The 14,056-nt window shown below is 71.8% G+C and carries 11 protein-coding genes; 7 read left to right on the forward strand and 4 right to left on the reverse strand.

The window, feature by feature from the left end; translation table 11 throughout:
- A partial coding sequence (locus AC1MIR_RS08595) for a CaiB/BaiF CoA transferase family protein (protein WP_480027764.1) occupies window positions 1–1,114 on the reverse strand: 1,114 nt, incomplete at its 3' end.
- Between the two features lie 68 nt (window positions 1,115–1,182).
- Between AC1MIR_RS08595 and AC1MIR_RS08600 the strand changes: the two genes are divergently transcribed.
- Window positions 1,183–1,569, forward strand: coding sequence for a hypothetical protein (locus AC1MIR_RS08600; RefSeq protein WP_480027765.1), 387 nt, complete (start codon window positions 1,183–1,185; stop codon window positions 1,567–1,569).
- Here the strand turns inward: AC1MIR_RS08600 and AC1MIR_RS08605 are convergent.
- Genes AC1MIR_RS08605 through AC1MIR_RS08615 form a run of 3 tightly spaced genes read right to left on the reverse strand, consistent with a single transcriptional unit; the run spans window position 1,563 to window position 6,065 of the window.
- Window positions 1,563–2,732, reverse strand: a complete 1,170-nt coding sequence (locus tag AC1MIR_RS08605; RefSeq protein WP_480027766.1) for an acyl-CoA dehydrogenase family protein — start codon at window positions 2,730–2,732, stop codon at window positions 1,563–1,565. The genes AC1MIR_RS08600 and AC1MIR_RS08605 overlap by 7 nt on opposite strands.
- A 22-nt stretch (window positions 2,733–2,754) precedes the next feature.
- Window positions 2,755–4,605, reverse strand: a complete 1,851-nt coding sequence (locus AC1MIR_RS08610) for a glycosyltransferase family 4 protein (protein ID WP_480027767.1) — start codon at window positions 4,603–4,605, stop codon at window positions 2,755–2,757.
- 8 nt (window positions 4,606–4,613) lie between these two features.
- Complete coding sequence (locus AC1MIR_RS08615) at window positions 4,614–6,065, reverse strand: glycosyltransferase family 4 protein (RefSeq protein ID WP_480027768.1); 1,452 nt, start codon at window positions 6,063–6,065, stop codon at window positions 4,614–4,616.
- A 158-nt stretch (window positions 6,066–6,223) separates the two neighbouring features.
- Between AC1MIR_RS08615 and AC1MIR_RS08620 the strand changes: the two genes are divergently transcribed.
- From AC1MIR_RS08620 to AC1MIR_RS08645, 6 genes are all read left to right on the forward strand, one after another.
- Window positions 6,224–6,862, forward strand: coding sequence for an acetyltransferase (locus tag AC1MIR_RS08620; RefSeq protein WP_480027769.1), 639 nt, complete (start codon window positions 6,224–6,226; stop codon window positions 6,860–6,862).
- Between the two features lie 111 nt (window positions 6,863–6,973).
- On the forward strand, window positions 6,974–8,110 hold the full coding sequence (locus AC1MIR_RS08625) for a DegT/DnrJ/EryC1/StrS family aminotransferase (RefSeq protein ID WP_480027770.1): 1,137 nt from the start codon (window positions 6,974–6,976) through the stop codon (window positions 8,108–8,110).
- Between the two features lie 133 nt (window positions 8,111–8,243).
- Window positions 8,244–10,253, forward strand: coding sequence for a hypothetical protein (locus tag AC1MIR_RS08630; RefSeq protein WP_480027771.1), 2,010 nt, complete (start codon window positions 8,244–8,246; stop codon window positions 10,251–10,253).
- A gap of 80 nt (window positions 10,254–10,333) precedes the next feature.
- Window positions 10,334–12,388 carry an NAD(+) synthase gene (locus tag AC1MIR_RS08635; protein ID WP_480027772.1) on the forward strand — a complete coding sequence of 685 codons (2,055 nt, stop codon included), beginning with the start codon at window positions 10,334–10,336 and terminating at the stop codon, window positions 12,386–12,388.
- A 45-nt stretch (window positions 12,389–12,433) separates the two neighbouring features.
- Window positions 12,434–13,279: an ABC transporter permease gene (locus AC1MIR_RS08640; RefSeq protein ID WP_480027773.1), complete on the forward strand. Its 846-nt coding sequence runs from the start codon at window positions 12,434–12,436 to the stop codon at window positions 13,277–13,279.
- A 10-nt stretch (window positions 13,280–13,289) separates the two neighbouring features.
- Complete coding sequence (locus tag AC1MIR_RS08645; protein ID WP_480027774.1) at window positions 13,290–14,018, forward strand: ABC transporter ATP-binding protein; 729 nt, start codon at window positions 13,290–13,292, stop codon at window positions 14,016–14,018.
- Window positions 14,019–14,056: the final 38 nt, after the last annotated feature.

The raw sequence follows: 14,056 nt of genomic DNA on the forward strand, positions 1-14,056 counted from the left end.
GGCGCGGCCCGGGGGGGGCCCGGCCCCCGCCCCCGCGCGCGGCGCGGGCGCCGGGGGGGGGGGGGGCGGCGAGGCTCACCTGGCCGCCCGGGGTCGGCACCTGCAGGCGCCGCAGCGCCGGGTGGCGGGCCAGTTCGGCCACCCCGTTGACGAACCCATAGGCGGTGCCCGAGGCATCCAGCCGCGCCGCCGCCTCCTCCCGGCTCAGCCGGGCGAAGGCGGCGCCGACATGCGCGTCAACCAGATTCCGGTTCTCGACCCGCTCCATGTTGCTGCGCCAGCCTTCGCGCGCCGGCAGGTCCGGCTCGCCCAGCACACCGGCGCAGAAGCCGGCCCATTCGCGCTCGTTCTGGATCGAGATCAGCACCAGCGCCCCGTCGGCGCAGGCGAAGGCGCCGTACGGGCAGATTGACGGATGCGCCAGGCCGACCCGCTCCGGCGCGCGGCCGGTGCCCTCGAAGAACAGCAGCGGCACGTTCATCCAATCCGCCATGGCGTCGAACAGGCTGACGGCGATGCCCGCCCCCTGCCCCGTGATCCCGCGTGCGATCAGCGCCTCCAGCACCGCGGCATGGGCGTTCATGCCGCAGGCGATGTCCACCACCGAGACCCCGACCCGCCCCGGCCCGGCCGGATGCCCGGTGATGGAGGCCAGCCCGGATTCGGCCTGGACCAGCAGGTCATAGGCCTTCATCCGGGCGTATTCGCCCTCCTCGCCATAGCCGGAGATGTCCACCGTGATCAGGCGCGGATGCCGTTGCCGCAACTCGGCGCTGCCGAACCCCGCGCGGGCCAGCGCGCCGGGGGCAAGGTTCTGGATGAACACATCGGCCTTCGCGATCATCCGCGCCAGCAGCGCCTTGTCGCCAGGATCCTTGATGTCGAGGGCGATGCTTTCCTTGCCGCGGTTCAGCCAGACGAAATAGCTGGACTGTCCGGCGGCCGCGGTGTCGTAGCCGCGCGCGAAATCGCCCTCCCGGCGCTCGATCTTGATGACCCGCGCACCGGCATCGCACAGCTTCTGGGAGCAGGTCGGCGCCGCGACCGCCTGCTCCATCGAGACGACGAGAAGGCCGGCGAGCGGCCGCGCCGTGCATTCCGCAACTCCGGTCAAGTGGTCCTCCCTTGCCCCGCGACCGATGCCGCGCCACCTCCGCCACCGCTGTCGCAACGGACCGAGCGATGCCGAAAAGCTGGGACCAAAAGTATCGTGGCGCGAAGCCGCCGCATGTCGCCGTGCTGGAGAAGCCCTATGCCGGGCTCAAGCCGGGCCAGCGCCTGTTCATCGCCGACCCGCCCCTGCTGGATGCGCGCATCCGCGCGCTGCCACCCGGCACGGTGCAGGACATCGCGACGCTGCGGTCCGAGTTGGCGCGCGAGCATGGCGCCGACGCGACCTGCCCGACCTCCACGGCGATCTTCCTGCGCATCGTCGCGGAACGCGCATTGGAGCAGGCGGCGGACGCGGCGCCCTTCTGGCGCGTCGTCGCACCCGACTCGCCGCTGGCCCGGAAGCTCTCCTGCGGCCCCGACTACATCCGCCACCGGCGCGCCCTCGAAGCTCAGTAGCTCCGCGGCATCCCAAGCACGTGCTCGCCGATGTAGCTCAGGATCAGGTTCGTGCTGATCGGCGCCACCTGGTAGAGCCGCGTCTCGCGGAACTTGCGCTCGATGTCGTATTCCTCGGCGAAGCCGAAGCCGCCATGGGTGTTGACGCAAGCCTCGCCGGCGGCCCAACTCGCTTCCGCGGCGAGCATCTTGCCCATGTTGGCTTCCTCGCCGCAGTTCTGGCCCGCCTCGAACTTCGCCAAACCCTGCTTCACGATCGCCTCGGCGGCGCGCATCTGCGCATAGGCCTTGGCGATGGGGAACTGCACGCCCTGGTTCGCGCCGATCGGCTTGCCGAACAGCACGCGCTCCTTCGCGTAGGTGCGCGCCTTCTCGATGAACCACTTGGCGTCGCCGATGCACTCCGCCGCGATCAGCAGGCGCTCGGCGTTCATGCCGTCGAGGATGTAGCGGAAGCCCTTGCCCTCCTGCCCGACCAGGTTCGCGGCCGGCACTTCCATGTTGTCGAAGAAGACCTCGCAGGAATTGTGGTTCATCATCGTGCGGATCGGGCGGATCGTCAGGCCGTTGCCCAGCGCCTGGCGCATGTCCACGATGAAGGTCGAAAGCCCCTCGGTCTTCTTGGCCACCTGGTCGCGCGGCGTGGTGCGCGCCAGCAGCAGCATCAGGTCGGAATGCTCCGCGCGGCTGGTCCAGATCTTCTGGCCGTTGACGATGTATTTGTCGCCCTCGCGGCGCGCGGTGGTGCGCAGCGCGGTGGTATCGGTGCCGCTGGTCGGCTCGGTCACGCCGAAGGCCTGCAGGCGCAGCTCGCCGGCCGCGATCGCCGGCAGGTACGCCTGCTTCTGCTCCGGCGAGCCGTGCCGCAGGATCGTGCCCATGATGTACATCTGCGCGTGGCAGGCCGCGCCGTTGCAGCCCGTGGCCTGGATCTCCTCCAGGATCGCCGCGGCGCCGGAAAGCGGCAGGCCCGCGCCGCCGAACTCCTCCGGGATCAGCGCGGCGAGCCAGCCGGCCTCGGTCAGCGCGGTCACGAATTCGGTCGGGTAGCCGCGGCGGCTGTCGAGCTCCCGCCAGTATTCGCCGGGGAACCGCGCGCAGAGCTTGCGCACCTCGGCGCGGATCTCGGCATGCGGGTCGGCGGCGCTGTGCATGTCCATCATCGGGTCTCCTGGCTGCCGCGGATTAGGGCGCGGCGCCCGCCCTGTCCAGGATCAGCGCAGCAGCGGCAGGACGCTCAGCGCCAGCAGCACGCCCATGGCCATGTTGAAGCGCCGCAGGCTGCGCGCATCCCGGAGCACGCGCCGCGCCCCGGCGCCGAGCCCCGCCCAGACCAGCAGGCAGGGCATGGAGATGGCGCCGAAGACCAGGGCGATGGTCAGCACCTGCGGCAGCAGCGCCTCGCCCGGCGTCGTGTATCCGGCGATCGCGGCGCCGGCGATCATCCAGGCCTTCGGGTTCACCCATTGGAACAGCGCCGCCTGCACGAAGTTCATCGGCGGCCGCGCCGGCCCCTCGCCCGGCGGCGGCGCCGTCGCGATCTTCCAGGCGAGCCAGAGCAGCCAGAGCACCGCGACCACCTGCAGCCCGGCATGGATCGTCGGGCGGGCCGCCCGGGGCCCCCCCCCCCCCCCCCCCCCCCGCCCGCACCGCCGCCGCGGTGGCCGACCACGGCGTGGGCCGGTACTCGGCGGCGATGCGGGCTTCCAGCCCCGCGATCAGTTCGGGTTCCTCGATGGCGCGGCGATAGACGCGCACCGCGTCGGTGACGCTGTCCGGATCGTGGTAGAGGCAATAGTCGCCGCCAGCCTCGGGCAGGGAGGTGGCGCTGGAGGCCACGCAGACCCGGCCGAAGGACAGGCTCTCGGTCACCGGCAGCCCCCAGCCTTCGTAGAGCGAGGGAAACAGCGTGAACCGCGCGCCCCGATAGAGCGCGGCCAGGGTCGCATCGTCGGCATCCTCGACCAGCACCAGCTTGCCCGAGAGATGGTCCGAATTGCGGATCTGCTGCAGCAGGTCGCTCACCATCCAGCCGACGCGGCCGGCGAAGACCAGGTGCGGCACCTGCCTCGCCGGAAGGGCCTCCTGCAGGTGCCGCCAGGCCCGGAAGGCGAGGAGGTGGTTCTTCCGCGCCTCCATCGTGCCGACCAGCAGCACATAGCTGCCGTCCGCCAGCCCCTCCGGCAGCGTCGCCGGCGGCGGGTGGCCGAAGCCGATGCCGACGGGCAGGACGCGCGGCGGAGTGCGCAGCGGCAGGCCTTGCGCCGCCGTCCAGCCCGTCACGTCGCGCGCGGTGGCCTGCGACATGGTCAGCAGCAGGTCGGCCTGCGGCAGGCAGCGGCGCATGAAGGCGCCGAACAGCGCGCCGCTCTGCGCCTCGTAGAATTCGGGCCGGACCAGCGGGATGAGGTCATGGACCAGCATCGCAAACCGCATGCCGACGGGGCGCGCGCAGCGATCCAGCAGGCCGACATAGTCCGGATGTCCCCAGGGCGATCCGAAGGCCGCCACCACATCGCCCGCGCGGCCCACTTCCCGGATGTCGGGCAGGCCCTTCAGCGCGGCGGCGGAGGCGGACGCTTGCGCCTTGCCCGGCAGCGCTGCCCGCACAGCCCGCCCGAAGGCGCGGAAGGCGGCGAGCTGGCCATAGACCGCCTCGCCCACCGGGTAGCGGAGTTCGACGGGAAGCCGCCAGGCCAGCCAGCGCAGCGCCTGCCGCGCCCGCCCCGGCGCCGGGGCGGGGGCGGGCTCGCCTTGCGGCTCGGCGGCCGCGGGGTCGCTGTCCGGGATGTCCGGTTCGGACGGCGCCGGGCGCAGCGGCGCGCAATGCGCCGACACCTCGGCCCAGGACATCGCCCGCATCGTGCCGGCGACGGGATCGTGGCGGAGGAAGCCGACGCGGTCCGGTGCGGCGGCGTCGAGAGCGGCATAGAGTTCAAGGCAGACGCGCTGGATGCCGCTCGGCCGGCTGGCGATGTGGACGTAGTCGAGCAGATCCTGCACGTCGAACCAGATCTTCGGCCCGGGCGGTGCCACGGTCGGGCTCACCGGCGTGCCAGCTGGTCCAGGATCGCGGTCGCCGTCACGCCCCATGACGTCGGGCGGTAGCCCGCGGCGATCTCCGCCTCGAGGCCGGCGATCAGGCCGGGCTCCTCGATGGCGCGGCGATAGAGCGCGACCGCGTCCGTCACGCTGTCGGGGTCGTGATAGAGGCAGAACCGCCCGCCCGCTTCCGGCACCGACGTGGTGCCGGAGGCAAGGCACACCTTCCCGAAGGCCAGGCTTTCCGAGACCGGCAGGCCCCAGCCTTCGTAGAGCGAGGGAAAGAGGGTGAATCGCGCGCCGCGATAGAGCGCCGCCAGCGTCCCGTCATCCGGGTTCTCGACGATGGTGAGCTTGCCGCCGAGATTCTGGCAGTTGCGGATCTGCTGCATCATGTCCGCCACCATCCAGCCGATGCGGCCGGCGAAGACGAGCTGCGGCACCCGTTCTGCCGGCATCTCGTCGAGCAGCCGGCGCCAGGCGCGGAAGGCGAGCAGGTGGTTCTTCCGCGCCTCGACCGTCGAGACGAACAGCGCATAGCCGCCGGGCGCGAGGCCGTCCGGCAATGGCCGGCTTTCCGTCTCGGTGGAAAAGCCCGTGCCGATCGGGATGGGGCGCGGCGTTGCCGCCAGCGCGACGCCGATCTTCGCCGACCACGCCTCGAGGTCGGCGGCACTCGCGCGGGAGATGGTCATCAGCTCGTCGGCGAGCGGCAGGCAGCCCAGGATGAAGGACGAGAACAGCATCACCAGGCCGCGGTCGCAGAATTCGGGCCGGACGACCGGGATCAGGTCGTAGACCAGCAGCGCGAACCGCATGCCCGTCTGCGCCTTCAGCCTTGCGACCAGGGCCGGATACCCCTGGCTGGACCAGGGCGAGCCGAGGGCGGCGAGCACGTCGCCGGGCTGCGCCACCTCCCGGATGTCGAGGCCGAGCGACGGCGCGGCGGCCGGCTCCGTGCCGGCCGCTGCGGCATCGGCAGGCACGCGGGGCTGGGAAGCGGCGCCGCGGCGGCGCGATGCCGCCACCACGCCGGGCAGCGCCGCAGCGAAGCGCCCCGCGCCGCGGAAGGCGGCGATCTGCGCGCGTGCCGCCTCGCCGAGCGGCCGGCGCACCTCGGGCGGCAGGCGGCTGGCCGCCAGCCGCATGGCATCCCCGACCAGCGGGATGCGCGCCGCCCTGCCCTGCAGGAGCGGCATCTCGCCCTGTTCCGCCGGCGTTCCGGATTGCGCCGGCACGCCATGCGTCATGCTGCGGTAGATCGCCTGCACCTCGCTCCAGTCCACCACGCGCATGGTTCCGCCCAGGGGATCGTGGCGCAGGAAACCGACCCGCTCCGCGTCGGTGGACTGGATCGCGGCATAGATTTCGTACGACAGGCGTTGGATACCGCTGGGCCGGGCAACGGCGCGCGCGTATTCGAAGAGGTCTTCGACGTCGAACCAGATCGTCATGGAGACAGGAGCTACTCCGTGCGGCCGACGCCGTGCGCCGGCGCCCTTATATCCATTGTACCTCAACAACAAACCCGGGGTCGCGGCGAGACCCGGATCATTTTTCCGCGGGGCTGCGGCCGCCCGGGGCAGCGAGGGGAGTGCCGAGAACCATGGCGATGGACCTCGTGATCGTGGGGGCCGGCGGTCACGCCAAGGTCGTCGTCGAGGTGTTCCGCGCGATGGGAGGCTGGCGAATTGCGGGTCTGCTCGATGCCGGGCGATCCGGGGAGTCGGTGCTTGGCCTGCCGGTGATCGGTGGCGACGAGGATCTGCCGCGCCTGCGCCGGGACGGCGTGACTGCCGCTTTCGTGGCCATCGGCAGCAACGCCCTGCGCCAGCGGCTCGGCGCCGTGCTCGCCGCACACGGATTTGTTATACCGGTGGCCCAGCATCCCTCCGCCGTGGTCTCGCCGACCGCGCAGATCGGGGCGGGGGTGGCGATCATGGCGGGCGCGATCGTCGGGACCGAAACCGTGTTGCGCGATTTCAGCATCCTCAACAGTGGCGCGGTGGTGGACCATGACAACCTGCTCGGCGTCGCCGCCCATGTCGCTCCGGGATGCGCCCTCGCCGGCAACGTCCGGGTCGGCGACCGGGCGCTTGTCGGCGTGGGCAGCGCGGTGCGACCAGGCATCCGGATCGGCGCCGATTCGGTCGTCGGCGCCGGGTCGGCCGTGGTGGCGGATGTGCCGGAGGGCGCCGTCCTGGGCGGTGCGCCCGCCCGTCCGCTGGGGACGGCGCCGATTGCCCGCTGACCGGCCGGCGAGCACAATGCCGGCAACGAATCCGGACCTGACCGCGGGGGCGATTGAACCGGTGGTCGGGTCGGCATGCAGGCTTGCGGGCGGAAACGAGGATCCCGTGGGATGAATGAATTGTCCAAGCCGCGGCAGGCGGACACGGCGCCCTTCCTGCCCGTCTACGATCCGGATCTGTCCGGGAACGAGCGGCGCTATCTGCTGGAAGCGTTCGACAGCACCTGGATCTCCTCACGCGGCGCCTTCCTCGACCGGTTCGAGGCGGCGTTCGGCGCCGTGGTCGGCACCCCGCACGTGACCGCGGTCAGCAACGGCACCGTCGCGCTGCACCTGGCACTGCACTGCCTCGACCTCGCGCCCGGCGACGAGGTGATCGTGCCGAGCTTCACCTACATCGCCTCGGTGAACACCATCGTGCAGGCCGGCGGCGTGCCCGTCTTCGCGGATTGCACGGCGGCGGACTGGCTGCTCGACCCCGACGAGGTGGAGCGGCGCATCACGCCGCGCACCCGCGCGATCATGCCGGTGCATCTCTACGGCGCCGTCTGCGACATGGACCGGCTGACGGCCGTCGCCGCCCGGCACGGCCTGGCCGTCGTGGAGGACTGCGCCGAGGCGCTGGGCAGCACCTGGAACGGGCGGCATGTCGGCAGCTTCAGCGACGTCGCCACCTTCAGCTTCTTCGGCAACAAGACGGTCACCACCGGCGAAGGCGGCATGGTGATGGCGCGCGACGCGGCCATGCTGCGCAAGCTGCGCATCGCGAAGGGCCAGGGCATGGACCCCGAGCGTCGCTACTGGCATGTGGCGATGGGCTTCAACTACCGCATGACGAACCTGGCCGCCGCGATCGGGCTCGGCCAGATCGAGCGCCTGCCGGCCATCCTGGCGCGCAAGAAGGCGATCGCGGCGCGCTACCGCGCGAACCTCGCCGCGCACCCCGTCGTCTTCCAGCAGCCGCGGCCGGAGGCGGACGGCTCGGAATGGCTCGTGAGCCTGCTGCTGCCGCCGGGCGCGGACCGCGATGCGGTGATGGAGCGGCTGGCGCGTGCGCGGATCGAGACGCGGCCCGTCTTCTATTGCGCGCACCACATGCCGCATCACGCGCGGCCCGACCTGCACCTGCCGGTCGCCGAGGACATCGCGGCGCGCGGCATCAGCCTGCCGAGCTATCCGGGGCTGACCGATTCCGATATCGACCGCGTCTGCGAGGCGCTGGTGGCGGTGTTGCCGCGCCAGGGCTGAGATGCCCGGACCCGCAATGCGCCCGGACCCGAGGGGGTCCGGGGCTCAGGCCCTCGGCCTTGTTCTGACGGTCGCGCTCGGCGGCGCCACGGCCATCGCGCACCGCGATCTCCTGCTCTCCGGCTTCCAGGCCATGACAGGAGACCAGCACGACGGCCTGATCGCCGTCGCGCTCATCTCGCACTGGCACAACGTGATGGCGGGACTGTCGTCCTGGCACGATGTCGAGTGGTTCCACCCTGTCCCGCGGACGCTCGGCTACAACGACGGCTACCTGCTGTTCGGGCTGGTGGCGCATCTGTTCCGGCTGGCGGGGGCGGATCCCCTGCTGGCGGTGGAACTGGTCCCGCCGGTTTTCGGCGCGATGGGCTTCGGTGGCGCCTACCTGCTCGGCCGGCGCATGTTGTCCCTGTCGCCGGCCTGGGCGAGCCTTGGTGCGGCGGTCAGCGTGCTCAGCCCCGGGTTGCTCCAGGCAGGCGCCATCCACATCCAGCTCTACGCCGTCGGACCAGGCGTTCTCTGGTGCGCCGTCCTTCATGCGCTGGCCATGGCCTTCCTCGCCGGCGCGCGGGCTCGCTTCCTCTGGCTTTCGGCGGCGGCAGGCGTGTTCGGCGGCGTCCTCATGCTGACGGCCTTCTACGTCTTCTGGATCGTCGGCCTCGCCGTCCTGCTCGCCGCCGCCATCTTCGCGGTCGGCATGCCGCGGTCCGAGTTCCGGGCGCTGTTCGGCAGGCCGCGTCCCTGGGTCCTGCTGGCCGTTCCCTGCCTCGTGCTCGGCGTGGCGCTCCTGCCGGCGCTCTGGCTCTACCTGCCGCTGCTGGCGCAGACCGGCGGCCATGACATGCGGGCGGCGCGCGTCTTCGCGCTCGGGCCGCTGTCCATGGTGGATGCCGGGCCGGGCAACATCGTCTGGGGCTGGCTGAGCCCCTGGCTCGACCGCGACGCGACGGGCGTCTCACTCCGCACGCGCTTTCCGGCGCGGGGCATTCCGCTCCTCACCGCGCTTGCGATCCTGGTGGCGATGCCGCTGCTCTGGCGCCGGCGCGCGAATCCCGCGCTGCGCTTCGCGCTCGCCTTCCTGATCGCGGCGGCCATCCTGGTGCTCGCCACCGTCGATTTCGGCGGCCGCGCCTGGGCGTGGCCGGCGACCTTCCAGAAAGTGCCGGGCGCCGGCGCCGTCCGTGAGATCTCGCGGGTTATCGTGGTGCTCGCGCCGCTTGCCGTCATCGTCGCGGCGCTGCCCTTGGCGGCCCTTTGGCAGGCGCGATGGCGCGCGGCGGCGCTGCTCGCCGCCGTGCTGATGCTGGCCGAGCAGTGGACCTCCATTCCCGATACCGGGATGCGCCGCGCAGCGGAGCTGCGCCGGCTCGAGGCCCTGACGCCGCCGCCGGCCGGATGCGCGCTGTTCGTGGCGACCGTGCCCCGCATGGGTCTGGCCAGGAACCTGATCGAGGAACTCTACAGTCACAACGTGGATGCGATGGTGCTTGCCGCGACGGCAGGGCTGCGCACGGCCAACGGCTTTTCGACCTTCAACCCGCCAGGCTGGGACTTCGGTGCGCCGAACCGGCCCGACTACCCGGCCCGGCTGCAAGCCTATCTGTTGGCGCATGGCCTGCAGGGCCGCGCCTGCGGGGTCGATTTCCGCAACCTGGCCTGGGCAGGCCCCGGCGCACCCTGGGTCTTCGAGACCGCCGCGCCACCGCGCCTTCCGGCGCCGCCCGGCGTGCTCCACCCCCTGGCGGGCCGGGCGGAGAACGTGGCGTGGCTGGAAAGCGGCTTTCACAGCCTGGAGCCCTGGGGCGCATGGGCCGGGTCGCGGGCGACCATGCTCCTGCCCCTGCCGGAGGACTGGGACGGCGCCGGCGGCGCGCTGCTTCTCCGTGTCCAGCGTTTCGCAGCCGGCCCCGGCCAGCCGGCGGTCATCTTCACGATCGCCGGCGAGGCACCCCGGGAAATCGCCTTCCAGGACGGCCAGCCGCAGGAGATCGTGCTGCCCTTCGGCGCCGCGGCGACCCGCCTCGGCAGCCTGCGCCTCATCATCGAGGACAGCCGTGCGGTGGCGCCCCACGCCATCGGAGCCGGGCAGGATCGGCGGGTGATCGGCGTCGGGGTGACGGCGATCGGCTTGCGCCGCTCCTGAGGCCGCAGCCTTCACGACGCTGAGGCGATTTGTGGCAAGGGCGCGCTTGCTGTATCGCCGGGGCCAGAGGTGCCGCTGCCGTGACCGCCTTCCACAACCTCCATGCGCATGGCTTCATCCGCGCCGCCGCCGTCGCGCCGCGGCTGCGCGTGGCCGATCCCGCCTTCAACGTGGCCGAAACCCTCGCCATGGCGCGCGGCGCGGCGGCCGAGGGCGCGTCGCTGGTGCTGTTCCCGGAGCTCGGCCTCTCGGCCTACGCCATCGACGACCTGCTGCAGCAATCGGCCCTGCTGGACGCCGTGGAGCAGGCGGTCGGGCGGCTGCTGGCGGAATCGCGCGACCTCGCGCCGGTGCTGTTCGTCGGCGCGCCGGTGCGCGTGGGCGGTCGGCTGTTCAACACCGCGCTCGCGATCCATCGCGGCCGGCTGCTGGCGGCCTGGCCGAAATCCTACCTGCCGGGCTACCGCGAGTTCTACGAGAAGCGGCACTTCGCCACCGGCCTCGGCGCGGTGCCGCCCGTGCTGCACCTCGCCGGGCAGGAAGCGCCCTTCGGCACCGACATCCTGCTGCGCGCCACCGACCTGCCCGACCTGACGATCCATGTGGAGATCTGCGAGGATGTCTGGGCGCCGGTGCCGCCTTCCACCGCCGCGGCGCTCGCCGGCGCGACGGTGCTGCTGAACCTCTCGGCCAGCAACGTCACGGTCGGCAAGTCGGCCTATCGCCATGCGCTGTGCCAGGTGCATTCGGCGCGCTGCATCGCCGCCTATCTCTACTCGGCCGCCGGCAACGGCGAATCCAGCACCGACCTCGCCTGGGACGGCCAGGCGATGATCTACGAGAACGGCGCGCTGCTGGCCGAGGCGCCGCGCTTCGCGCGCGACGCGGCACCGATCCTGGCGGATATCGACCTCGAGCGGCTGCAGCAGGAGCGACTGCGCCAGACGAGCTTCGGCGACGCCGCGGACTTCAACCCGCCCGCGCGTCCCTTCCGCGTGATCCCCTTCGCGCTGGCGCCGGACACCGTCAGCGACCTCGGCCTGCGGCGCGCGATCGGGCGCTTCCCCTTCGTGCCGGATGACGACGCGCGGCTCTCGGAGCTCTGCTACGAGGCGTACAACATCCAGTCCTACGGGCTGCGGCAGCGGCTGGAATCCACGGGCATCAAGCGGCTGGTGATCGGCGTCTCGGGCGGGCTCGATTCGACGCAGGCATTGCTGGTCGCGGCGCATGCCTGCGACACGCTCGGCCTGCCGCGCAGCAGCATCCTGGCCTACACCCTGCCGGCCTTCGCGACGACCGCGCGCACCAAGTCGAACGCCTGGGCGCTGATGAAGGCGCTCGGCGTCTCCGCCGCCGAGATCGACATGACGCCCGCCTGCCTGCAGATGCTGCGCGACATCGGCCATCCCTTCGCCGAAGGCCGGCCGGTGCACGACGTCACCTTCGAGAACGTGCAGGCCGGCGCGCGCACCTCGCTGCTGTTCCGCCTGGCCAACCACCACGACGCGCTGGTGCTGGGCACCGGCGACCTGTCCGAGCTGGCGCTGGGCTGGGCGACCTATGGCGTCGGCGACCACATGTCGCACTACAACGTCAATGCCAGCGTCCCGAAGACGCTGATCCAGCACCTGATCCGCTGGGTGGCGGAGAGCGGGGCCTTCGGCGCGGCGGCGAAGCCGGTGCTGCTCGACATCCTGGCGACCGAGATCTCGCCCGAGCTCGTTCCGGGCGAGGGCGATGGCCAGCCGGCGCAGCGGACCGAGGACTTCGTCGGCCCCTACGCGCTGCAGGACTTCACCCTGTACTACACGACGCGGTTCGGCTTCCGGCCCTCCAAGGTCGCCTTCCTGGCCTGGCACGCCTGGCGCGACGCCGCCGCCGGCGCCTGGCCGCCGCACACGCCGCCGGACAAGCTCGTGGCCTACGACCTGCCGGTCATCGCGAAATGGCTCCGGGTCTTCGTCCGCCGCTTCTTCGCCACCAGCCAGTTCAAGCGCTCGGCCCTGCCCAACGGGCCGAAGGTCAGTTCCGGGGGCTCGCTGTCGCCGCGCGGGGACTGGCGGGCGCCGAGCGATGCCTCGGCGGCGGCTTGGCTGGCCGATCTCGACCGGATCCCCGCGGCCCGCGATTAGCCGGGTCGCTGGCGGGCCGGCGTCGGGCGGGGTATGAGGCGCGCCATGCGGTCCCCCAACATGCCCCTGGCATCGCCCCGCTATGTGCGCGACGCCGCGGACCCGCGCCGCACGGAGCGCGCCCTGCAGGACATCACCGGCGGCTTGGCCAGGTGGCGGCTGGCGCTGGCGCTCGCGCAGCTCGACATCCGCAACCGCTATCGCGGCTCGGTGATCGGGCCGTTCTGGCTGACGGTCTCGACCGCGGTGATGGTGGCCGGGATCGGGCTGCTCTACTCCACGCTCTTCAAGCTGCCGCTGGCCGAATACCTGCCCTACCTGGCGGTGAGCCTGCTGGTCTGGAACACGCTCGGCCAGATCATCAACGATGCGGGCAACAGCCTGATCATGTCGGAAGGCGTGATCCGGCAGGTGCCGCTGCCCTACACCGTGCATGTCCTGCGCTTCGTCCTGCGCAACGTGATCGTCGCGGCGCACAGCCTGCCGCTGATCGCGGTGGTGTTCCTGATCTTCGGCGTGGTGCCGGGATGGGAGGCGCTGCTGGCGCTCCCCGGCCTGGCGCTGCTGTTCCTCAACGCCTTCGCCGGCGGCATCTTCCTCGGCATGGTCTGCGCGCGCTTCCGCGACATCCAGCAGATCGTCGCCAGCGTGATGCAGCTCGCCTTCTTCATGACGCCGGTGATCTGGAAGCCGGAACTGCTGGGCGAGCGGCAGGTGTGGCTGCCGCTGAACCCCTTCTTCGTGCTGATGGAGACGGTGCGCGGACCGCTGGTGGAAGGCGGGGCGTCCTGGCTCGTCTGGCTGGCGGCGCTGGCCTACACCGCGGCGGCCTGCGCGCTGGCCTTCGTGTTCTTCGTGCGCTTCCGCGCGCGCATCGCCTTCTGGGTGTGAGCCGCCGCCGATGCCGCTGATCCAGGCCGAGGGGATCTCGATCGAGTTCCCGCTGTATCATGTGGGCGCACGGTCGCTGAAGAAGCGGCTGCTCGCGCGCTCGCCGATCCGGCTGAAGGAGGATGAGAGCCACCGCATCGTGGTGGCGGCGCTGCGCGACCTGAGTTTCCGCATCGAGCCCGGCGAGCGCGTGGCGCTGGTCGGCAACAACGGCGCCGGCAAGACCACGCTGCTGCGCACGCTGGCGGGCATCTACGAACCCGTCGCGGGCCGGCTCGAGGTGAATGGCAGCATCGGTTCGCTGATCGACCCCGGCGCCGGCATGGACGCGGAGGCGACCGGGCGCGAGAACATCATGCTGCGCGGCCTGTTCCTCGGCATGTCGGAGCGCGACTGCGAGAAGCTGGCCGAGGAGGCCGGTCGGTTCAGCGGCCTCGGCGAGTTCCTGGACGTGCCGATCCGCACCTATTCGGCCGGGATGTCGGTGCGGCTCGCCTTCGCGGCCGCGACGCTGATGGAACCCGAGATCCTGCTGATGGACGAGTGGTTCCTGGCCGGCGATGCGGACTTCATCGAGCGCGCGAACGAGCGCCTGGCGCAGCTGGTGGAAGGCGCCGACATCCTGGTGCTGGCCACGCACAACATGAGCATCGTGCGCAAGTGGTGCACCCGCGCGATCCGGCTCTCGGGCGGGCGGATCGTGGCCGACGGCCCGGTGGCGGAGATCGTCGAGGCCTGACGGGCGTCGCGCCGGCCGACCGGCCGACGGCAGGTTTA

This window comes from Falsiroseomonas sp. RANM36 (assembly GCF_056682175.1).